The sequence below is a fragment of the Polynucleobacter sp. KF022 genome (assembly GCF_027924105.1).
Classification (GTDB): Bacteria; Pseudomonadota; Gammaproteobacteria; order Burkholderiales; family Burkholderiaceae; genus Polynucleobacter.
This window is the reverse complement of the sequence record NZ_AP026972.1, coordinates 410,854-433,245: the sequence shown is the minus strand read 5'-3', so window position 1 is coordinate 433,245 and position 22,392 is coordinate 410,854. Positions and strand designations below refer to the sequence as shown.

The 22,392-nt window shown below is 46.2% G+C and carries 24 protein-coding genes and 2 tRNA genes; 4 read left to right on the top strand and 22 right to left on the bottom strand.

The window, feature by feature from the left end; all coding sequences use genetic code 11:
* Nucleotides 1-54: 54 nt before the first annotated feature.
* Complete coding sequence (gene lexA, locus PKF022_RS02340; RefSeq protein ID WP_281777075.1) at nt 55-774, top strand: transcriptional repressor LexA; 720 nt, start codon at nt 55-57, stop codon at nt 772-774.
* 68 nt (nt 775-842) lie between these two features.
* Here the strand turns inward: lexA and PKF022_RS02335 are convergent, their stop codons facing one another.
* The 5 genes from PKF022_RS02335 to uvrC form a co-directional block, all read right to left on the bottom strand.
* A complete protein-coding gene (locus PKF022_RS02335; protein ID WP_216231408.1) occupies nt 843-1,304 on the bottom strand; it encodes a hypothetical protein in 462 nt (153 codons plus the stop codon).
* Between the two features lie 92 nt (nt 1,305-1,396).
* Nucleotides 1,397-1,470: transfer RNA gene (locus PKF022_RS02330), tRNA-Cys, on the bottom strand.
* A 49-nt stretch (nt 1,471-1,519) separates the two neighbouring features.
* A tRNA-Gly gene (locus PKF022_RS02325) sits at nt 1,520-1,595 on the bottom strand.
* A gap of 105 nt (nt 1,596-1,700) precedes the next feature.
* Nucleotides 1,701-2,276: a CDP-diacylglycerol--glycerol-3-phosphate 3-phosphatidyltransferase gene (gene pgsA, locus PKF022_RS02320; RefSeq protein WP_281777074.1), complete on the bottom strand. Its 576-nt coding sequence runs from the start codon at nt 2,274-2,276 to the stop codon at nt 1,701-1,703.
* A 30-nt stretch (nt 2,277-2,306) separates the two neighbouring features.
* Nucleotides 2,307-4,217 (bottom strand): excinuclease ABC subunit UvrC, encoded by a 1,911-nt coding sequence (gene uvrC / locus PKF022_RS02315; RefSeq protein WP_281777073.1) that lies wholly within the window; start codon nt 4,215-4,217, stop codon nt 2,307-2,309.
* On the opposite strand from uvrC, the gene earP reads away from it, so the two are divergent.
* The 3 genes from earP to PKF022_RS02300 all read left to right on the top strand — a co-directional run bounded on the left by earP (nt 4,216) and on the right by PKF022_RS02300 (nt 7,014).
* The gene (gene earP, locus PKF022_RS02310) at nt 4,216-5,286 is read left to right on the top strand and encodes an elongation factor P maturation arginine rhamnosyltransferase EarP (protein WP_281777072.1); all 1,071 of its coding nucleotides are present in this window, start codon (nt 4,216-4,218) and stop codon (nt 5,284-5,286) included. The genes uvrC and earP overlap by 2 nt on opposite strands.
* A gap of 87 nt (nt 5,287-5,373) precedes the next feature.
* Nucleotides 5,374-5,934 carry an elongation factor P gene (gene efp, locus PKF022_RS02305; protein WP_012357464.1) on the top strand — a complete coding sequence of 187 codons (561 nt, stop codon included), beginning with the start codon at nt 5,374-5,376 and terminating at the stop codon, nt 5,932-5,934.
* Between the two features lie 78 nt (nt 5,935-6,012).
* On the top strand, nt 6,013-7,014 hold the full coding sequence (locus tag PKF022_RS02300) for a GNAT family N-acetyltransferase (protein WP_281777071.1): 1,002 nt from the start codon (nt 6,013-6,015) through the stop codon (nt 7,012-7,014).
* 47 nt (nt 7,015-7,061) lie between these two features.
* Here the strand turns inward: PKF022_RS02300 and nagZ are convergent, their stop codons facing one another.
* The 17 genes from nagZ to PKF022_RS02215 form a co-directional block, all read right to left on the bottom strand.
* Nucleotides 7,062-8,138 (bottom strand): beta-N-acetylhexosaminidase, encoded by a 1,077-nt coding sequence (gene nagZ / locus PKF022_RS02295; protein ID WP_281777070.1) that lies wholly within the window; start codon nt 8,136-8,138, stop codon nt 7,062-7,064.
* A 30-nt stretch (nt 8,139-8,168) separates the two neighbouring features.
* A complete protein-coding gene (gene acpS, locus PKF022_RS02290; RefSeq protein ID WP_281777069.1) occupies nt 8,169-8,561 on the bottom strand; it encodes a holo-ACP synthase in 393 nt (130 codons plus the stop codon).
* A gap of 21 nt (nt 8,562-8,582) precedes the next feature.
* Nucleotides 8,583-9,332, bottom strand: a complete 750-nt coding sequence (pdxJ, locus tag PKF022_RS02285; RefSeq protein WP_281777068.1) for a pyridoxine 5'-phosphate synthase — start codon at nt 9,330-9,332, stop codon at nt 8,583-8,585.
* Nucleotides 9,333-9,344: 12 nt separating this feature from the next.
* Nucleotides 9,345-10,079, bottom strand: coding sequence for a DNA repair protein RecO (recO, locus tag PKF022_RS02280; protein WP_281777067.1), 735 nt, complete (start codon nt 10,077-10,079; stop codon nt 9,345-9,347).
* Nucleotides 10,080-10,084: 5 nt separating this feature from the next.
* Entirely contained in the window at nt 10,085-11,020 is a 936-nt protein-coding gene (gene era / locus PKF022_RS02275; RefSeq protein WP_281777066.1) for a GTPase Era, read from the bottom strand.
* A gap of 2 nt (nt 11,021-11,022) precedes the next feature.
* Nucleotides 11,023-11,814, bottom strand: coding sequence for a ribonuclease III (gene rnc, locus PKF022_RS02270; RefSeq protein WP_216188027.1), 792 nt, complete (start codon nt 11,812-11,814; stop codon nt 11,023-11,025).
* Nucleotides 11,815-11,819: 5 nt separating this feature from the next.
* Nucleotides 11,820-12,626, bottom strand: coding sequence for a signal peptidase I (gene lepB, locus PKF022_RS02265; protein WP_281777065.1), 807 nt, complete (start codon nt 12,624-12,626; stop codon nt 11,820-11,822).
* A complete protein-coding gene (lepA, locus tag PKF022_RS02260) occupies nt 12,626-14,431 on the bottom strand; it encodes a translation elongation factor 4 (protein ID WP_216231398.1) in 1,806 nt (601 codons plus the stop codon). Before lepA ends, lepB begins: the two co-directional genes overlap by 1 nt.
* 136 nt (nt 14,432-14,567) lie before the next feature.
* The gene (locus PKF022_RS02255) at nt 14,568-16,016 is read right to left on the bottom strand and encodes a DegQ family serine endoprotease (RefSeq protein WP_281777064.1); all 1,449 of its coding nucleotides are present in this window, start codon (nt 16,014-16,016) and stop codon (nt 14,568-14,570) included.
* Between the two features lie 50 nt (nt 16,017-16,066).
* Nucleotides 16,067-17,314 (bottom strand): beta-ketoacyl-ACP synthase II, encoded by a 1,248-nt coding sequence (gene fabF, locus PKF022_RS02250; protein WP_216231397.1) that lies wholly within the window; start codon nt 17,312-17,314, stop codon nt 16,067-16,069.
* 21 nt (nt 17,315-17,335) lie between these two features.
* Nucleotides 17,336-17,575: an acyl carrier protein gene (gene acpP, locus PKF022_RS02245; RefSeq protein WP_028819177.1), complete on the bottom strand. Its 240-nt coding sequence runs from the start codon at nt 17,573-17,575 to the stop codon at nt 17,336-17,338.
* 102 nt (nt 17,576-17,677) lie between these two features.
* Nucleotides 17,678-18,421, bottom strand: coding sequence for a 3-oxoacyl-ACP reductase FabG (gene fabG, locus PKF022_RS02240; protein ID WP_281777063.1), 744 nt, complete (start codon nt 18,419-18,421; stop codon nt 17,678-17,680).
* Between the two features lie 41 nt (nt 18,422-18,462).
* Nucleotides 18,463-19,398, bottom strand: a complete 936-nt coding sequence (gene fabD / locus PKF022_RS02235) for an ACP S-malonyltransferase (protein WP_281777062.1) — start codon at nt 19,396-19,398, stop codon at nt 18,463-18,465.
* Between the two features lie 43 nt (nt 19,399-19,441).
* Complete coding sequence (locus PKF022_RS02230) at nt 19,442-20,428, bottom strand: beta-ketoacyl-ACP synthase III (RefSeq protein ID WP_216860545.1); 987 nt, start codon at nt 20,426-20,428, stop codon at nt 19,442-19,444.
* Nucleotides 20,425-21,438 (bottom strand): phosphate acyltransferase PlsX, encoded by a 1,014-nt coding sequence (gene plsX, locus PKF022_RS02225; protein WP_281777061.1) that lies wholly within the window; start codon nt 21,436-21,438, stop codon nt 20,425-20,427. The genes PKF022_RS02230 and plsX overlap by 4 nt, the downstream gene beginning before the upstream one ends.
* Before the next feature lie 83 nt (nt 21,439-21,521).
* A complete protein-coding gene (gene rpmF, locus PKF022_RS02220; protein ID WP_011902241.1) occupies nt 21,522-21,701 on the bottom strand; it encodes a 50S ribosomal protein L32 in 180 nt (59 codons plus the stop codon).
* 105 nt (nt 21,702-21,806) lie between these two features.
* Complete coding sequence (locus tag PKF022_RS02215) at nt 21,807-22,382, bottom strand: DUF177 domain-containing protein (RefSeq protein ID WP_281777060.1); 576 nt, start codon at nt 22,380-22,382, stop codon at nt 21,807-21,809.
* Nucleotides 22,383-22,392: the final 10 nt, after the last annotated feature.

Sequence of the window (22,392 nt, the reverse complement as noted above, 5' to 3'; positions counted from 1 at the left end):
ATTATCCCCTCTAAATTACTTGATATATCAAATACTGCTGTATACAATCCCAGTATGGACATAAACACAGTCGATTTTCCGGAGGAGCTGACTGCCCTCCCCAAGCTCACTCCACGTCAGAATGAGATTTTGGAGTTGATCACAAAAGCCATTGATGAGAGTGGCTTACCCCCAACTCGTGCAGAAATTGCAACACAACTTGGCTTTGCTTCTGCCAATGCTGCCGAAGAACATTTGCGCGCCTTAGCGAAAAAAGGCTATATCGAATTAACGCCGGGCACTTCACGCGGCATTCGTATTCCACAGCGATTTAATCAATCACACCACAGCAACAAATATCGCCAACTTTCTTTGCCATCAGGCGCTTTGCAACAACTGACTCTGCCATTGATCGGACGAGTTGCTGCTGGCTCTCCAATCATGGCGGTTGAACATATTGAGAAACAAGTTCCAATTGATCCAAGTCTGTTTAGCAAAGGTGCTGATTACTTATTAAAAGTAAAAGGAATGAGCATGCGCGATGCGGGAATTTTGGATGGCGATTATTTGGCTATCAGAAAAACAACTGAAGTTCGCAACGGCGATATTGTTGTTGCTCGTCTTGATGATGAGGTCACAGTAAAGCGTTGGCAGCAAAAGAAAACTGCTGATGGCATGGTCATTGAGTTACAAGCAGAGAATCCAGACTTCAAAAATATTTTGGTAGATAGCCGTCAACCTAACTTTGCGATTGAAGGTCAAGCAGTTGGTCTCATTAGGGCTGAAGGGCTGTAAGCTAGAGCCCCTAAAGTAAAAGGCCTCTTTTAAGAGGCCTTTTTGTTTATTTGCGCTACCGAAAGAAATTACTTACGAGTTGGAGCAACCACATTTGCATTTTTAGGTGATGAAGTGATCACGATCACTGATTTTGGTCCACCCAAAGATCCATCTACTATTTCAATAGTTGCAGTTCTATCGCCTTTTGTGAAAACCAAGATGCTGGTTTTTGCTTTCACAGCAGTAACCGTTGTCCAACCAGCCTTTGGATATTCCGATTGAAAGAAAGCATAAACATCTGTTGAGCCTTGCAATGCATTAACGATTGCTCTACCAACCCACTCATTCCCACGACCGATAATGATCGAATCAGTGCCATTCAATCGCGCACCTTGTGGCAAGAGCATATCGCCCAATAACTGTGATTGAACTTCCTGCACCTCTTGAGGCGAGCCAGAAGGAGAGTCACCTGAGCTAGCGCACGCACCTAAGATCGCTGCCATAAATAATGCTAGGGCACTAACTTTGAGAGTTTGGGTTGTGATCATGTGTGTTTAATTTGATTAAGGTAGTTATCGCTTTTACTTGCAATAGTTAAAAGCATTTTAGGTGATACCCCTAATTCGTCAAGACAAATTACTGGAGGCGCGTGAGGGAATCGAACCCCCGTACGAAGCTTTGCAGGCTCCTGCCTAACCACTCGGCCAACGCGCCATACTCTTGAATCAAAAATGGGAAGCTTTTTAGGGCTTCCCATCGAACTTGGAGCGGGAAAGGAGGTTCGAACTCCCGACCTATACCTTGGCAAGGTATCGCTCTACCAGCTGAGCTATTCCCGCATAACAGGGCGATAGTTTAACAAACAATCGCAAAGAAAGCATTATTCCCAAAAATGGGGGGATGTAATTACCATGAAAACCGTATCCAGCTGGGCTTTTGAATACCTAGTCGATTTTTCCGGCTAACTGCGGCAACGCCTTTTTCATGTAATAGAACATCGACCAGAGCGTTAAAAATGAGGCAATCCAAATTAACCAAGTACCTACTTGCGCGCAATTTAACCAACCAAATAAGGTGTCATTGAGCAATAAAAATGGAATGGCTATAAGTTGAGCAGTCGTTTTTAGCTTACCAACCATATGAACGGCCACACTTTTTCCTGCACCTAACAAAGCCATCCACTCCCTCAAAGCAGAAATAGTAATTTCACGTCCAATAATGATGAGTGCCACCCAAACTTGTACTCGATCCATATTGAGCAATACCAATAATGCTGCCGCAACAATCAACTTATCCGCAACTGGATCCAAAAACTGGCCGAATGCGGATTCCTGCTTTAAACGACGCGCCAAGAAGCCATCCAACCAATCGGTAATCGCAGCAGAGATAAAAATAATTGCCGCGAATAAATTCTTTTCAAAAGGGGTAAGCCAAGCATTAGGTAGATAAAAAATTGCTACCAACAGCGGGATAGCAGCAACGCGTAACCAGGTTAGGGCTATTGGTAAATTGAATGGCATTTGTTAAGCATAAACCAAGTGACGCTGGCCCTAGTGGAGCTGACGATAGATTTGCTCAGCTAGGGTTAAAGAGACCCCCTCAACGCTGGCTATTTCTTCAATACTGGCGTTAGCAACCCCTTTTAAACCACCAAATCGAGCAAGCAATTTTTGACGACGTTTGGCGCCGATACCCTCAATCTCTTCTAAGCGAGAAATGGTTCTTGCTTTAGCGCGTTTTGCACGCATGCCTGTAATCGCAAAGCGATGAGCCTCATCCCGTATCTGGGCCACTAATAGCAATGCTGCGCTATCTATACCCAGCTCTAAAGCCTCACGGCCATCGGCAAAAATGAGCGTCTCGAGACCGACCTTGCGGCCCTCACCCTTGGCAACACCAACAATTAAACCCACATCCATACCAAACTCAGAGAGCACTTGGCGCGCTATCTCCACTTGACCTTTGCCGCCATCAATCAAAATAACTTGCGGAATTTTTTCTACTGGTAGCTCTTGAAAGTTAGCATAACGTCTTTGCAAAACTTGACGCATAGCTGCGTAATCATCCCCCGGGGTGATGTCATTGATATTGAAGCGTCGATACTCACTCGATTGCATTGCATTCTTAGCGTAGACCACACAAGATGCTTGAGTAGCTTCACCAGAAGTATGGCTAATATCAAAACATTCGATCCGCAACTGCTCCAGACTTTCTAACTCGAGTCCCAGGATGTCCGCCAAGGATCTTGCTCTAGCTAACTGCCCACCGGTTTCTACTAAGCGTTTAGTCAATGCAATCTTGGCATTGCCTTCAGCCATCGCTAACCAGTGCCGCCTTTGGCCCTGAGGCTGATGTAAGAAAGTAATTTTTCTACCTGCCTGCGTATTGAGTAGCTCATGCAAGTCTTCAGGTGGAGATTCATTTAACTGCGTGAGGTCATCGCTTGCCGATTGCAAGGCGTGATTTAAAACTAATACCGGTGGGATCAAATTGCTAGTTGTCTCACTAATATTTTCTTCCAAATAATGCTGGGTGATAAAGGCTTGCAATATCTCCGCAGGTGTTGGTAACTCACCAGAGCTTGTGCGCAAACCCTTAGGGAAATAAGCTCTGTCACCTAAATGACGACCGCCGCGGACCATTGCTAGGTTTACGCAGACCATGCCTTCCATTTGAGCTACGGCAATGATGTCTACGTCACCCTCGCCTTCAGCAACAACATCCATGGATTGCTGTTGTAAAACACTAGATAAGTCTGCAATGCGATCGCGCAATACGGCGGCCATCTCAAATTCCATTGATTCGCTATGCTTGTGCATTTCTTTTTCAAGCTCAGATAAAACTTGAGTGTGGTCGCCCTCTAAAAAACGTGTTGCTTGAGCAACATCTTGGCCATATTGCTCGACACTAAGACGCCCTACGCATGGCGCACTACAGCGATGAATTTGATGCAATAGGCATGGTCTGCTGCGATTTTTAAATACCGAATCCTCACAAGTCCTCAGTCGAAATACCTTTTGCAGAATCTGCACACTATTGCGCACTGCCCAGCTATTTGGGAATGGCCCAAAGTAATGATTACGTTTGTCTACTTTCCCGCGATAAGAGGCTAATCTTGGGAACTGATGCCCCGTTAACATCACATAAGGGTAGGACTTATCATCACGGAACAGAATATTGAATGGTGGAGCCAACTCTTTAATCAGGTTGTTCTCTAGAATGAGGGCTTCAGTTTCAGTCCGTGTTACCGTTGTCTCATAGCGGGCAATTTTACCTACCATCAGCTCGATACGCGGTGATAGCTGTGTTCGCTGAAAATAACTTGAAACGCGCTTTTTAAGGTTACGTGCTTTGCCTACATACAGAATATGTCCCGCTTCATCAAAAAAGCGATATACCCCCGGTAATCCGGGTAGCCGTTTAACATCCTGCTGAAGGGTTTCAAAAAGCGAATTGCTCATGCGTTGGGATATTTTCTGTCAAATCGTCGATAACTATGGTGATGCTGGTGTTTGCTGGCGTCTAGCCCGAAGCTTATCAAGCATTCATGGGCAAGAGGTGCGTATTTTTTGCGATGATCTGCCAACCCTTAATTTACTCGCTTCAGGTGTAGATCCTGCCATGAAGCAAAAAATTGATCTGCAACCATGGGAAGCTAGCTATGCGAATGCGCGGCACCCAGTCCAAACCCCCGATATTGTCATCGAGGCCTTTGGTTGTGAATTACCAGAGCGGTATCTTGCAGGCCTGTTTATTGCCCCCATTAAGCCCATCATCATCAACCTAGAGTACCTTAGCGCTGAGCCTTGGGTGATTGAGTTCCACGGTAAGGCGTCACCACAATCACACGGCATTCCTAAGTATTTTTTCTTCCCCGGCTTTCAAGATGAAGTCGGCGGGCTATTGCTCGATCCCATTCAACCAGAAGGTCATCTCGCCGAGAAACAAATACCGAAAGACCTACAAACCATCTGGTCAAAAATGCGCCCCAATGCAAAACGAATTAGCGTCTTTTGCTATCCAGGGGCACCTCTTAAAAAATGGTTAGATGATTTAGCTGGTTTTGGTGAAGATATTGATGTCTTGCTTGCCCAGGGTCATGTAGAGCAACTTAATCTTTATGGAGAGCAGCCAATATCCCTGCCAGAAAATCTACAGTTGCTATCCATGCCATTCGTTTCTCAGGATGCGTATGACTGGGTCTTATCGCAATGCGACTTCAATATTGTGCGCGGAGAAGATTCTTTTATACGAGCACAGCTTGCTGGTAAGCCCTTTATTTGGCATATCTACCCGCAAGAGGATCGCGCCCATGAAGTCAAATTAGCTGCCTTTCTAGATTTATATCTGGAGGAGGCCAGTCAAGAGTTAAGGTTGGCTACGATTGCTGCCATGACTTGGGCAATGCCCAGCGAATGGTTTGGAGACTTAAGCGGCTGGAATATGCATGCCAAGCACTGGCGCACCCATTTACTTGAAAAACAAGCAGATGGCGGCCTGCCAGCGCGTTTAATCCGCTTTGTCGCCTAATCCCAAGCAATAAAGGCTTGCGGGCGGTTACAATCTTGTTTTTGATAAAAACCGCAGAAAATTAGCTCTGCCCCCAGGAATAGCAAGATGAAAACAGCACAAGAACTCCGCGTTGGTAACGTAGTAATGATCGGTACTGATGCCCAAGTCGTTTTAAAAGCCGAATATAGCCGCTCTGGCCGCAACTCCTCTGTTGTGAAAATGAAATTTAAGAACTTGTTAACCGGTGCGCCGAATGAAGGCGTTTACAAAGCGGATGACAAGTTTGATGTTGTGATTCTCGATAAGAAAGAATGTACCTACTCTTATTTTGCAGATCCAATGTATGTGTTTATGGATGGTGATTACAACCAATATGAAGTCGAAGCCGAGTTCATGGGTGACGCATTGAATTACCTTGAAGAAAGCATGCCATGCGAAGTAGTGTTCTACGAAGGTAAGGCGCTGTCAGTAGCAATGCCTAATTCATTGGTTCGCGAAATTATTTATACAGAGCCAGCAGTGAAGGGTGATACCAGCTCAGGCAAAGTATTGAAGAACGCAAAATTGGCAACTGGCTATGAATTGCAAGTTCCTTTGTTCTGCAATACTGGCGATAAGATCGAAATAGATACTCGCACAGGTGAGTACCGTAGCCGCGCTAACTAATTAGCCCACTACAACAGTCAAAAAGCCCGGTTTGCCGGGCTTTTTTATTTGCTGAGTAAGGGTCATAATATCCAAATCATGAATAATGCCTCCTCCCCAGCAATTACTCGACTTGACCTCGCCGATCTCCCACAGTTAATTGACTGCGTTCGGCAGTGTTACGGCGAAAGCTACCCCAACAAAGTGATGTATGACATTAGTCAGCTAGAGGAACTTATCGAAAACAAGTTGATGCACTCGGTAGTTGCAAAACTTGGAGACGGTCAAATTGTTGGGCATTGCGCACTGACTTTTGATGGTACTCATAATGTCTCGCCTGAAGCTGGAAAGATGATGGTGGACCCCAACTTTAGGGGACAACATATCGCAGAAATCATGGCCAAGAAGCGCATTGAGATTGCACAAGAGCTATCTCTGCCAGGGTTTTGGACTGAGTGTGTCACTAACCATCCCTATAGCCAGCATGAAATGATTGCCTTTAATGCAAAGGAAACTGGCCTCTTTATTGGTGATACCCCAGCGACTATTTCTATGAAGGGTCTAGAAAATCATCCCGATACCCGGATGTCGCTGCTAGCGTTTTATCTGCAATTAAATGATCGGCCACACACCATATTTATGCCAGAGCAGCATGTTGAACATGCAAAAGCTCTGGTGCAAGACTTAAATCTACAACGCAAGATTGTGAGCACCAATATTGCGGCTAGCGGCCAGACCACCTTTCATACCGTAATTAACTCAAATATTCAGACTGCAAACCTTGCAATAGATCGTATCGGCAGTGATTTAGTTGCCGCAGTAAAACAGGAGCTCACAAAACTGGAGGCGCTCAACCTTGCATCTATTTATCTCGACATCCCAATCGAGCAAGAGACAGCAGCAGTAGCCTATCTCGAGCTAGAAAGTATTGGATTTTTTTGGGGGTCCTGGATGCCTAATTTTTCAACCAAGGGTGACTCACTAAGACTGCAGAAAATCTATCAGCCTGTAAACGTGGACACCATTGTTTGCGCCAGAGAGCAAGGCTATAGCATTAAAAATTATGTTCTCTCCGAATGGGAAAGAGTTTCAAAGCAATAATTAAGCTGCAGTTTGTTCAACTAATTTAGTTAATTCACTGAATTAACTTACTTAATGAGATTAAGTTGCTCCAATAATCCCTTAGCATGCTGATACTGAGGCTCACTTTGGAGCTCTTGCCAATTTAATGCCAAAGATGTTGGCATGAGCTTATTTAAGCGCCCCGTTGACTCTTGCAACTTCGCTTTTGATACTTTTAATTTACCCAATAACTGATCAGCCAGATCTGGGCGATTACAGATCAGCACCGCATCACAGCCAGCCTCAAGAGCCATTTCTGCACCCTTCACTACCGATCCTGCCACGCTGGCACCTTCCATAGATAAGTCATCACTGAAGATCACACCTTCAAAACCTAGCTCCTGGCGAAGAATGGAGTGCAGCCAAACTTTTGAAAAGCCTGCTGGATTGTTATCTACCTTTGGATAAATCACATGCGCTGGCATTACTGAAGCCAAACTTAGATCGAGCCATTCATATGGCTTGGCATCATCATTCAAGATTTCTTTGAGGCCACGCTCATCTACTGGAATAGCCACGTGTGAATCCGCCTCAGCCCAGCCATGCCCTGGAAAGTGTTTGCCACAGTTAGCCATTCCTGCGAGACGTAAACCCTCATTCAAGCTTTTTGATAATGCAAAAACAATTTGTGGGTCACGACTAAAAGATCGATCACCAATAACACCACTGCGACCAAAATCTAAATCAAGAACTGGCGTAAAACTGAAATCAACACCACATGCGCGTAGCTCAGATGCTAATACATAACCACAGGCTGTAGCTGCAGCCATGGCAATCGCAGCGGATTCGGCAGGATGGCTGGATTTACTCTTGGCACCCCATAATTCACCCAATTTGCGCATTGCAGGTAAATGAGTAAAGCCATCTGTCTTGGCGCGCTGTACTCGTCCACCCTCATGATCAATAGAGATGAGCACATCTGGGCGAAGCTTCTTAATGGCGGCAGTCAATTTGGTGAGTTGCCGGCGATTGGCGAAGTTTCGGCCAAACAAAATAACCCCGCCAGTCAGAGGATGCAAGATACGTCGACGATCCTCGGCATTTAATTCCAAACCAACTACATCTAAGGTAACTGGGCCAGGGGCCATCGTTGTCTTGCTCATTTCTTCCTCTATTTCAATTTTATTTTTTATTTACTCTTGAGTAACGATGACATGTGCAATTGCCATATCCTGCTCATCACTCACAGTAACGTGAGCTTCCCAATTTTTTTCTTGCATAAATTGCGCCAAAGCACCTAAGTAGCTGGTGACAGGCTTACCACTAGGCTCATTCAAAGTCTGGAGTGAACGCCATGTCATGGGCATTCTCATACCCAAGCCAATTGCTTTGGAGAAGGCTTCTTTTGCAGCAAAACGTGTAGCCAAGAAAGCAATGCCGCGCTTGTGATTACGAGCGAGACGATGCTTGAAAACCAACATCTCATCAGGCCCCAGAATTTTTTCAGCAAGACGGCCATTAGTGCGATCGTAAGCCGCTTGTAAGCGCTCAATCTGCAGAATGTCTGTACCGATACCGATGATCATTTTTTAATTTGTAGCTATTGTTTATTCTTGTGCGAGCGCTCTACCCTGGGCCATCAAGGTTTTCATATCGATGATTGCCTTTTGCCAACCCTTAAATAGGGCTTCAGCAACAATAGCGTGACCAATATTGAGCTCCGATAATTCAGCAATAGCCGCAATCGGTTTTACATTGCCTTCATGTAAGCCGTGGCCCGCATTGACCCTCATGCCAATACTTTTTCCAAAGATTGCCGCCTTACGAATACGTTCTAATTCTTTAGCTTGATCGGCGCCAGATAAGTCTGCATAACGACCAGTATGTAACTCCACTACGGTTGCACCCACATCTTTAGCCGCCTGAATTTGCTTTTCTTCTGGGTCAATAAATAAAGAGACTCGGATTCCAGCATCAATCAGTTTTTTTGTGGCGGCTTTTACCGGCTCGAAATGACCCACTACATCTAAACCACCCTCCGTAGTAACTTCCTCACGCTTCTCCGGAACTAGACACACATCATGTGGCTTTACTTGGCACGCAATATCAATCATCTCCGGCGTCACCGCACACTCAAGATTCATGCGGGTTTTAATCAGCGGTCGCAAAGCTAATAAGTCGGCATCTTTAATATGACGACGATCTTCACGCAAATGCAAGGTAATGAGATCTGCGCCAGCCTCCTCAGCCAACGCTGCCGCTCTTAATGGATCGGGATAGACCGTTCCTCGTGCATTACGTAAGGTGGCGACATGGTCGATATTGATACCTAGTTCAAGGCTTGGGTGGCTGCTCATCTCTGTAGATTACTAGATTTTCTTCAGATCAATCAAAATTTGACGCGTAGTCAGAGCTTGATCCTGTAAATGCAAGCCCAGCAGAAAACGCATTAACTGCTTACTCTCAGAAAGCGTCTCGGGATCTGAAAAATCACCAACTGCAATCGCTAACAACGATTTTCCAGTAAGAATAGGCCAATGCCCAGGGTCATCCACTTGCACTGGGCGTACACCACGCTCCGGTTGATAAACGTATTGCTCATGCGCTAGTGGAATTTCATTGGTCTCAACGCAACGATCCAAGGCTGCGGCATAGCCTGTCTCTTGCAAGAGCGATAGCTCGAATGGGCGCAGAATTTCTTCAAGCCCCTTAGATTCAAACTCCAAATTAGATAAAGCATTAATCGTTTCTGCGTAGCGGTCGTAAAGCTTTTCGTAATCATCTTCACGCGCTAAAAACTTGACGAGTAATTCATTTAAATAGAAACCACAAAGCAGGGCATCACCAACTAGAGAGGGCATGCCACCCACCCATTCTGACTTGGTTAAGGTACGTAACTCAGACTTGCCGCTCCAAGAAACCAGTAATGGCTGAAAACGCTGCAAAACGGGACGCAATGTGGAATGTGGACGTTTAGCACCCTTGGCAATCAAAGCCATGCGGCCATATTGCCGAGTAAATACATCCAGAATTAAGCTAGTCTCTTTATAGGGAATGCTGTGCAATACAAAAGCAGGTTCGTCAGCAACTCGAATCGAGGCCATTGAATTTATTCCAGCCCTTGCGCCCGTAATTCGGCACGATCATCAGCCCAACCACGCTTGACCTTTACCCAAGTCTCTAAAAAGACTTTGCCATCAAAGAGCTTTTCCATATCAATGCGAGCATCTGTTGAGATCTTTTTCAGACGTTCACCTTTTTGACCAATGATCATCGCCTTATGACTATCGCGATCAACCAGGATAGTTGCAGCAATACGACGCATCTTGCCATCCATCTTGAACTGATCAATTACTACCGTGCTGGTGTAGGGCAATTCTTCCCCAGTAAAGCGGAAAACTTTTTCACGCAAAATCTCGGCAGCCAAGAAACGCTCGCTGCGATCGGTGATAGTGTCGCCGTCGTATACAGCTGGTGCCTCAGGCAGGTAACCTTCAAGCACGTCTAGCAATCTTTCAATATCCCCCGGGCTCTTCGCACTCATCGGAACAATTTCTGCAAACTCGCACTTCTGATCTTCATGACCGCCTAATTCACACCAAGGGCGAGCCATATCTTTAATAAAGTTTAGTAAGGCCTGACCACGCTCTGATGGTGTCTGAAAGCGGCTATTGAATAAGTCCAACTTATTCAGCACCAGCACAACCGGTAGATCATCTGGCAACAACTTCAACACCTTCTTATCATCCTCACCAAAATAACCCGCCTCAACCACAAAGCAAGCGACATTCACATCCTGCAACGCAGTGGTAACGGTACGGTTGAGCGCCTTGTTCAGCGTATTCATTAAACGCGTCTGAAAACCAGGCGTATCGATAAATATGAACTGAGCTTCCTCGCGATTCTGGATTCCCAGAATACGATGGCGCGTAGTTTGCGCCTTACGAGAAGTAATGCTGATCTTTTGGCCGACCAACGCATTTAACAGTGTTGATTTACCCATATTAGGACGCCCAACAATGGCGATGGTGCCGCATCTAAACACGATTAGCCTTTCAGCTTAAGATTGAACTGCTCTTCGGTTACTTCTTTTTTTGCCGCTTTCTTTTTCGCCGATCGAGTCTTCTTGGGTTTACGAGATTCTTGTGGCAAAGCTTTGAGCATGGCTATCAAGGCCAACTTTGCAGCCGCTTGCTCAGCAGCACGGCGTGAAGCACCCTCACCCTTTACCGCCACCTTATGGCTAGGGATTAAGCACTCCACTTCAAATTGTTGGTTATGCGCTGCGCCAGTAGTGCCAGTAACGTTATAGGCAGGCAAAGGCAGTTGATAGCTTTGTAAACATTCTTGCAAAAGCGTTTTATCGTCTTTACCCAAGGTTTTGGGATCAACATGCTCCAAAATGATGGAGTACAGCTTACGTAAGCTTGTCTTAGCTGCTTCAAATCCACCATCCATAAAGATGGCGCCAGTGACGGCTTCTAAAGTATCTGCCAAGATTGAAGGGCGACGAAATCCACCGCTCTTCAATTCACCCTCGCCTAAGCGCAAGTAATCTGACAAAGAAAGGGTTTGAGCAATTTCATATAAGGCTTGCTGCTTTACTAAATTCGCACGCACGCGAGATAAATCACCTTCATCCAAATCGGAGTAGCGCTCGTAGAGCATTTCAGCGACAACGCAATTAAGAATAGAGTCGCCCAAAAACTCTAGGCGCTCATTGTTCTTTTTACTATGACTGCGATGAGTTAAAGCTTGATTTAGTAACTCGGGCTTCTTAAATGTATAGCCGAGGCGCTCTTGCAGTGGTCCGGTTTCGATAACGGCGCGCGCATTCATGATGGTTACTCGAATCCGCCTATACGGCCAAGGTTACCAAGGTTAAGCCAAACGAAGAAGGCCTTACCGACAATGTTTTTATCTGGCACAAAACCCCAATAACGGGAGTCTGCACTATTGTCACGGTTATCGCCCATAGCGAAGTAATGTCCCGCAGGCACCTTACATGTCATGCCGGACTGTTGATAGCGACAAAATTCAGAGCCAGGGAAGCGCTCGGTTGGAAACACTGTGGCTGGACGATCTGGATCATTGAGGATCTCATGGCGATTGCCCCCTAAGTCTGCTGGAAAGGTTTCTGTGAAACGCTTGGCATAACGCATATTCTCGGGATCAAGATAGGACTCGCCACCGCTGTATTGCAAGGGCTGACCATTAATCGTGAGTCGCTTATTTTCATAAGTGATTTCATCGCCAGGCAAAGCCACTACACGCTTGATGTAGTCCACGGATTCATCACGTGGGTAGCGAAATACCACCACATCACCTCGCTTTGGTGCACCCAAATCCACTACTTTTTGATTCAATACCGGCAAACGAATTCCATAGGTAAATTTATTGACCAAGATAAAGTCGCCAATTTGCAATGTCGGAATCATCGAACCAGAAGGAATCTTAAATGGCTCAGCAATGAAAGAGCGCAATATGAAAACTGCACAAATAACAGGGAAAAATCCTGCCGTGTACTCAAGCCATAAGGGCATACGATCGTTGCCCACTAAACGTCTTTGCGGCGCAAAGTGCAGCTTATCAGCAACCCAAGCGATGCCAGAAATGACTACGAGGATAAAAAGAATTAAAGCAAAGTTCATTAATCTTCCACCTGCAAAATAGCCAAGAAGGCTTCTTGTGGGATCTCTACGTTACCCACCTGCTTCATGCGCTTCTTACCTTCTTTTTGCTTCTCTAATAACTTACGCTTACGAGAAATGTCGCCACCATAGCACTTTGCTAAAACGTTTTTACGTAATGCTTTCACGTTTTCACGGGCAACAATATTGCTACCAATAGCTGCCTGAATTGCTACATCAAACATTTGACGGGGAATAATGCCGCGCATCTTCGCTACAACTTCGCGACCACGATGTTGACTATTACTGCGATGAACAATCACTGAAAGCGCATCAACCCGCTCACTATTAATGAGAATGTCGACCTTCACTACATCTGCTGGACGATATTCTTTGAACTCATAGTCCATCGAGGCATACCCACGTGAAATGGACTTCATCTTGTCAAAGAAATCCAAAACGATCTCCGCCATCGGTAACTCATAAGTGAGCTTTACCTGTCGACCGAGATAATTCATATCCATCTGAATGCCGCGCTTACCCACGCACAAGGTAATAATTGCGCCCACATACTCTTGAGGCATATACAAATTGACTGTCACGATAGGCTCAAGAATCGTATTGATCTTGCTAGCCTCAGGCATCTTTGATGGGTTATCAACCAGCACAATAGTTCCATCGGACTGCTCGACTTGATACACCACCGTTGGAGCAGTAGTGATGAGATTCATGCCGTATTGACGCTCTAAGCGCTCTTGCACAATCTCCATGTGCAATAAACCCAAGAAGCCGCAGCGAAAACCAAATCCAAGAGCTTGTGATACCTCTGGCTCATACAAGAGCGAAGCATCATTCAGTTGTAACTTCTCTAAAGATTCGCGCAACTGATCGTATTCACTGGATTCAACAGGATATAAACCAGCGAATACTTGTGGCTTAACCTCTTTAAAACCAGGAAGTGGCGCAGCCGCAGGAACTCGACCTTGCTGTCCCGGTGAATGGGTAACGGTGTCACCAACCTTGGCAGCTTTTAATTCCTTAATACCAGCAATCACAAAACCTACTTGACCAGCAGATAACTCTGGACGATCTACCGACTTCGGGCTAAAGACGCCAACATGCTCAACTAAATGACTAGAACCGTTAGCCATTAAGGTAATTTTTTCTTTTGGCTTCAGAGTGCCGTTCACAACGCGTACCAACATAACAACACCAACATAGTTATCAAACCAAGAGTCGATAATTAAGGCTTGCAAGGGATCTGCTGCGTTACCCGTTGGCGGAGGTACTCTGGCAATCATTTCTTCGATCACATCCTCAACGCCCATACCTGTCTTAGCTGAGCAGGTGACCGCTTCTGATGCATCAATACCAATGACGTCTTCAATTTCTTTTTTAGCGCGGTCAGGATCAGCCTGAGGTAAGTCGATCTTATTCAGCACTGGCACCACCTCGACACCCAACTCCAGAGCCATGTAACAGTTGGCCACTGTTTGCGCCTCAACACCTTGGCTAGCATCAACCACCAATAAAGCACCCTCACACGCAGATAAAGAGCGGCTAACCTCATAAGAGAAGTCAACGTGTCCCGGGGTATCGATCAAATTGATGTTGTAGATCTTGCCATCTTTAGCTTTGTAATTTAAAGCAGCCGTTTGGGCCTTAATGGTGATGCCGCGCTCACGCTCAATATCCATTGAGTCGAGCACCTGAGCTTCCATTTCGCGATCAGAAAGACCGCCACAGAGTTGAATAATACGATCAGCAAGCGTCGATTTGCCGTGATCAATGTGGGCGATGATAGAAAAATTGCGGATTAAATCCATAGCGTCTTAATAGGTCATTCAAAAAACGCCTTGTCAGAACGCACCACAATGATGCGCTGCAAAAAGGTGTCTTAAAGTGATTGTAATGGGTGGCGCCCAAAAGGCGCCGAACCTCATTTTTAAGCCCAAAATAGGGTTATTTTGGCCTTACAGGGACTACCAAGGTGCTATCAGCGCGGCGTATAAAGACCGGCACAGCCTTATTGGAATCTAAGCCTTTGACCAAGGACTCAAACTGCTTGACGCCTGTAATATCAGCATCTGCAACCCGAATAATGACGTCGCCCGGCCGAATTCCGGCTCTAGCCAAGGGGCCATCCCCTAATCCAGTAACCTCAACCCCGCCTTTGATATTCAAATCCTTCTTTTTGGCGTCTGAAAGCTCTCCCACAGCCACTCCAAGGGCATTCGTACTATTACCAGTCGCAGCTGGAGCATCCGCTTTCTTATTGGCAACTTGGTTCGATTCAGCATCGGCTACGGTAACCGTTAAATCACGAGTGCCTCCTTTACGCCAAACTTGCAACGGTACTGAAGTGCCCGGTTTAATTTCACCCACCACTCTCGGTAAATCAGTTGATCTAGCAATTTCGCGCCCGTTGAAATTCAGAATCACATCGCCGGATTCAATTCCGCCAGCAGCAGCTGGGCCACCTGGCTCAACGTTACGAACATATGCGCCGCGAGGCTTACCTAAGCCAAGACTCTCAGCAACATCTTTAGTCATCTCCCCTAAAGCTACGCCGATACGACCACGCGTCATCTTTCCGTTCGTACGTAATTGATCTGCAACACGCATTGCTTCATCAATCGGAATCGCAAAAGAGATTCCCATGTAACCACCGGAGCGACTGAAGATTTGCGAGTTGATGCCAATCACTTGGCCAGCAGTATTTAATAATGGGCCGCCAGAATTTCCAGGGTTCACTGCAACGTCTGTTTGAATAAATGGCAAGTAGTCACCAGTATCACGACTCTTCGCAGATACAATCCCTGCGGTGACCGTGTTCTCGAGGCCAAACGGGGAGCCAATAGCTAAAACCCATTCACCTACACGCACTCTTGAAGAGTCGCCTAATGGCAGCTTAGGCAAATCGCGCGCTTCAATTTTGACAACAGCAACATCGGTACGTTTATCCATACCAAGCAACTTTGCTTTGAATTCACGCTTGTCAGTTAAGGTGACATAAATAGTAGTTGCACCCTCGACTACGTGAGCATTTGTCAAAATTAAGCCATTAGATTCAATAATGAAACCAGAGCCCACACCACGATCTGCTTCTTGCGGCTTACCGGAGTTCGGTTGCGCTTGCTTAGGACTATTTGGAATTCCAGGAATAGGCACACCAAAGAAACGGCGGAAGAATTCAGCTTGATCCTCGGGTATCCCAGGAATGCCGCCTTGAGCCTGCTGTTGGACAACCTTTTCAGTCGTGCGAATATTCACAACCGCTGGGCTCGCACGCTCAACCAAATCAGCAAAATCAGGAATCGTTACCCGTGGATTTTGCGCAGAGGCTGATGGAATAAATGCAACTTGCCCAAAGCTAAAGATAGCCATGAGCGCAATTAAGTACTTTTTCATAATGCTATAGACCTACTTGGTAAAGACCAACAATGAAGATACTATGAATATTAGGTCAGTTTGCCAAAAATCAATGTACCGTTAGTACCCCCAAAGCCAAAATTGTTTTTGACTGCATGGTCGATCTTCACATCCCTAGCGGTATTGGCGCAGTAGTCCAAGTCGCACTCTGGATCTTGATTGAAGATATTGATGGTAGGCGGCGATTTCTGATGATGAAGCGCCAAAATAGTAAATACAGACTCCAAGCCGCCTGCACCGCCCAAAAGGTGGCCAGTCATCGACTTGGTAGAGTTAATTAAAGCCTTTTTGGCGTGATCGCCTAAAGCAGCTTTGATTGCCTCAGTTTCATTCTTATCACCTAGTGGCGTAGAAGTACCATGGGCATTCAGGTATTGAATCTGATCTGGATTCAGTTTGGCATCGCGCATCGCATTGACCATGCAACGACGTGGCCCATCCATATTGGGAGCAGTCATGTGATATGCATCACCACTCATACCAAAGCCTAATAGTTCGCAATATATTTTTGCACCACGAGCTTTTGCATGTTCGTATTCTTCGAGCACTACAACGCCAGCACCTTCACCGAGAACAAAACCATCACGGTCTTTATCCCAAGGGCGCGATGCAGTTGCAGGATCATCATTGCGTGTAGACAGCGCTCTTGCAGAGGCAAAACCGCCAACACCCAAAGCAGAGATAGTTGATTCAGCGCCACCAGCAACCATGACATCGGCATCGCCATACTGAATTAAACGCGCAGCCAAACCAATGCTGTGCAAACCAGTTGTACAGGCAGTGACCGCAGCAACGTTTGGACCCTTAAGGCCAAACAAAATGCTCAGATGCCCAGAAATCATATTAATGATTGAGCCCGGAACAAAGAATGGTGAGATACGACGCGGGCCACGAGCTAAAAGCTCAGCGCCTGTTTCTTCAATCATTGGCAGGCCGCCGATACCGGATCCAACCATGACGCCAACACGCTCGGCGTTTTGTTCGGTGATCTCTAAACCACTGTCGCGAAGTGCTTGCGTACCAGCAGCGATACCGTAATGGATAAAAGTATCCATATGGCGCGCCTCTTTGGCAGAAACATATTCTTCGACATTGAAATCTTTCACCTCTCCAGCGAAATGAACGCTTAGCGGAGTATGGTCAAACTTAGTGATGGTAGCGATGCCTGATTTGCCCGCGAGCAAATTAGACCAAGCTACATCAACTGAATTACCAACAGGTGAGATGAGACCAAGGCCGGTAACTACTACCCGGCGTCGGCCATTTGATGCTGACACAGTAATACCTAGGCTAGGGAATTAACCCTGAGCTTTTGATTTAGCGAAGTCGATCGCGAGCTGAACTGTAGTGATTTTTTCAGCTTCCTCATCAGGAATTTCGATACCGAATTCATCTTCCAAAGCCATAACCAGCTCAACAGTGTCAAGAGAGTCAGCGCCCAAGTCGTTCACGAAAGAAGATTCATTCTTGATATCTCCTTCTGCGACGCCTAATTGCTCAGCGACGATTTTCTTAACGCGTTGTTCGATGTTGTCCATTAATTTCCCCAGGGGTTGTAAAAAACGATGAAAAGGATTTTATCAGTTTGGCGGACCGAATTAGCAAATTCGCCTAAAAATGACCAAATCCTCGCTTTGCCGTTAGGCTAAATATAGTCCGCCATTGACGTGTAGGGTATTACCCGTAATGTACCCAGCAGCTGGAGAGGCTAAAAACGCCACTGCCTGAGCCACATCTTCTGGGCTACCCAATCGAGCCAAAGGAATGTTCACTTTTAGGGCATTTTGCTGCTCTTCGCTCAAAGCACGGGTCATATCAGTATCGATAAATCCAGGCGCCACGCAATTTACGGTGATGTTTCGGCTTCCGATTTCCCGGGCTAGAGCACGAGTCATCCCAGAAACACCCGCTTTTGCGGCAGCATAATTTGCCTGGCCTGCATTGCCCATATGACCAACGATGGAGGTAATGTTAATAATGCGTCCGGCACGCGCCTTCATCATCGGACGCAATACAGCTTGAGAAAGACGGAAAACTGAACTTAAGTTGGTATCGATCACATCAGTCCACTCTTCTGACTTCATACGCATTGCCAAGTTATCACGAGTGATGCCGGCATTATTTACCAAGATATTGATGCCGCCATATTCTTTGACGATCAAATCAATCATTTCTTCACAAGCGTTTGGTAAGGTGACATTCAAGATCTTCCCTGCACCACCAGAAGCTTTTAAACGCTCATCAATAGCCTTAGCTCCACTCTCAGATGTGGCAGTGCCGATTACCTTGGCGCCGCACTTTACCAACTCATCTGCAATCGCTTGGCCAATGCCACGAGAGGCACCTGTTACGAGGGCAATTTGTCCGCTTAAGTCGAGATTCATATTTATCTTCCGCTGTCTTATTTATTTCTGTAATCTGGATTTTATTTAAGGCTTGCGAGAACTTCAGTCAAGCTAGCTTCATCAAACACTGGCACTCCAGTGACTTGATCATTAATGCGCTTGGTCAGGCCAGCCAATACTTTGCCTGGCCCGCACTCTACAACCTGAGTAATGCCTTGCCCAGCCATCGCCTGAATCGTTTCCTGCCAACGTACAGGCTTGGCGGCCTGCCGTACTAAAGCATCCTTAATAGCAATCGGATCACTCAAGATGGCGACATCGACGTTATTAATCACCGGAATGGTCGGCGCTTTAAATTCGATATTTGCCAAGTAACCTTGTAGCTTTTCAGAAGCAGGTTGCAATAAAGAAGAATGAAATGGTGCTGACACTGGCAATGGCAAAGCACGTTTAGCGCCTGCAGCTTTTAGTAGCTCACATGCTTTAGTAACAGCATCGCTTGCACCTGCAATCACCACTTGTCCTGGCGCATTGAAATTGACCGCTTCAACCACACCGCCAGAAGCAGCACTTGCTTCAGCGCAAACTTTAATCACGGTTGCATCATCTAGGCCCAAAATAGCAGCCATACCGCCAGTACCAACCGGAACGGCACTTTGCATTGCTTCAGCACGAAAACGTACCAAAGGTACGGCATCTTTAAATGAAATCACGCCTGCAGCAACCAAGGCAGAGTACTCGCCAAGACTATGGCCCGCCATCACTTTAGGAGCAGCACCACCAGCAGCCAACCAGGCGCGATAAAACGCCACGCCAGCAGTCAGCATTACAGGCTGAGTATTGGTTGTTAAAGACAATGCTTCAGCAGGGCCTTCGGCAATCAGTTTTGTGACATCTTCACCCAAGGCATCAGATGCCTCTTGCAATGTTGTGCGCACTTCTGGGCGCTGCGCAATAGAGTTGAGCATGCCAACAGATTGAGAACCTTGACCTGGGAATACGAATGCAAATGTCATGAGAATAATTCGCTAAATAATTAAATTAATGAAGGAAAAATTTTTAATACTTGAGAGCTACCGCACCCCAAGCAAAGCCGCCACCAACACCCTCTAATAAGAGATGTTGACCACGCTTAATCTGTCCAGAGCGCACGCCAGAATCTAAGGCCAATGGAATAGAGGCTGCAGATGTATTGCCATGCTCATGCACAGTCACAATGACCTTATCCATTGACATGCCCATCTTCTTGGCAGTGCCCTCCATGATGCGAATATTGGCTTGATGCGGAACTAGCCAGTCAATTTGCTCTGCTTTGAGATTGGCTTTATCAAGCGCCTCATGAGCTACCTGCTCGAGAACTTTAACCGCCAATTTAAATACTGCCTGTCCATCCATTGTCATAAATGGTGAACCGTGTACTTCGCCATTACCAGCACGCCCAGGCACACACAAGATATCGCGTTGACTACCATCAGCATGTAATGCTGTAGATAGGATGCCGGCCTCTTTTGAGGCTTCAAGTACAACTGCTCCAGCGCCGTCGCCGAACAAAACACAAGTTCCACGGTCTTGAAAATTCAGAATACGTGAGAAGGTTTCAGCACCAATCACCAGTACTTTTTTGTATGTGCCAGAGCGGATAAAAGCATCTGCAATAGCGAGTGCGTAAGTAAAGCCGGCACAAACTGCCTGTACATCGAAAGCCGCGCAAGATGTATGCGCACCTAATTTATCTTGCACTACACAAGCGGTGCTTGGAAATCCACCCAAATGATCAGGTGTAGAAGTAGCCAAAATAATGAGATCTAAATCTTCAGAGGTAATACCAGCGCTAGTGAGTGCAGCCTCTGCAGCCTTTACAGCCAAATCGCTTGTGAGCTCATTCTCAGCCGCAAAGTGACGAGCGGAAATACCGCTGCGCGTTTTAATCCATTCGTCGCTAGTCTCTAGGCCTGACTTAGCGAGGCGCTCTACTAAATCTTGATTAGTTAAACGCAGTTCAGGAAGATAACTTCCAGTGCCAGCTACTCTTGCAAAGATACTCATTCTTTTGTCTCCACCACAAAGGCTGCAGCAATGCGCTCTACCATGCGATTCTTGGCCGCCTCATAGGCGCGATCCAAAGCAAAACCAAACGCAAAGCGGTCAGCAGAGCCATGGCTCTTAATGACGCAACCACGTAAACCCAACAATACTGCACCGTTATAACGACGATGATCAACGCGCTTACGCACCCTAAGTAATGGCACCATTGCACAGATCGCCATTAACTTAGTTAACCATGAGCGATTGAATTCTTCTCGAATCATACCGCTCATCATTTTTGCCAAGCCTTCGCTAGCCTTTAAAACAACGTTACCCACAAAACCATCGCACACCACAATATCGGTGGTGCCCTTAAAGATGTCATTACCTTCTACGTTGCCATAAAAGTTTAAGGAAGTTTCACGTAGCAACTCGCTGGTTTGCTTCACAACTTCGTTCCCCTTAATGACTTCCTCGCCAATATTGAGAAGGCCAATCGAAGGATTTTGCTTACCATCAACCACTTGAACCATCACGTTGGCCATTTGAGCAAACTGAACCAAGTGCATTGGCTCGCAATCAGCGTTCGCACCCAAATCCAGCATCGTTGTGCCGCGTCCTAATTCATTGGGGATGGCTGTAGCAATCGCCGGACGATCAACACCTTCAAGGGTTTTAAGGATATAGCGAGAGATCGCCATGAGTGCGCCAGTGTTACCAGAAGAGATAACTGCGTCTGCTGCACCCTCTTTGACTTGCTCAATGGCAACACGCATTGAAGAATCTTTTTTGCGACGCAAAGCTACCTCAATGGGATCATCCATTAAGACCACTTCACTAGCGGGAATAATTTGAATACGCTCCATGGGAGCTTTAGAAGATTTACTCAAGACTTGCTTGATTAAATCGGGATCGCCGACAAGGGCGATCTTCACATCAACATGTTTTTCTAAAAAATCGCAGGCAGCTGGAACCGTCACGACGACTCCATGATCTCCGCCCATGGCATCAATAGCTAGAGTAACGCTCATAAACTCATTGATTGCTGCAAGTGATTTATCCAAGAAAAAAGCGGCTTTTAGTGGAGCCGCTTCTATCTGTTTAGACTAAAAAATTAGTCGTTTTTAGTTTTAACAACTTTACGACCACGATAGTAGCCGTTAGGTGAAATGTGGTGGCGCAAATGAGCCTCACCAGTTGTGGCTTCAACAGCCGTAGCAGGTGCGGTCAAAAAGTCGTGCGCACGATGCATGCCACGTTTGGAAGGTGATTTTTTGTTTTGTTGAACGGCCATATTGAACTCCTAAGCAAGGCGACATTCTAGCACGGAAAAGCGCCTAAATGCTTGATTTATTGACAAAAGGCACGCAAAACAACAGCTGAAATCAAAGCCCTGTTTTCAGTTTTTCCTCATATTTTTCAATATGTTAAAGGGATTTTCACGCTCATTTGACGTCTCTTCATCACCCTCATCCCCGAAAGTAGAGGTATGAGGCTCGCAAAAGCCTTCTGGATGCTTGGGAATAAGGGGTAAAGACAGCAAAACCTCATCCTCAATGGTTTCCAGGAGGTTGAAATGCTGGCTAATGACCAAAGGCTCTTGCTCTTCATCCTCCAAGGGATAGGCGTCAGCCTCTTCGTCAGTGGCCACAAGGACAAAACGCCGCTTTTCTTCCAAATCCACCGCGCAATCCTGTAAACAGCGCTGGCAGACTAGGTGCAGACGGCCTTTTAGGTCTAATTCGAGGATTTGACGTGGATCACTACCAGGTGAGTCTTCAAAATGTGTTTGAACCGACCAGTCAAATCCGTCACTCGGATTGATAGTTGAAGCCTCGTCAGCCACTCTTGGCAGATCTGGGATGCTTAAAAAACCAGCACCCTTATAAGATTGAGGGGCACAAAAATCTATCCTCTTTAAGGCGCTAGGCTCAGAGGATAGTTCGACTTGAGGTAAAACTTGATTACGATTCATAGCATCAGTC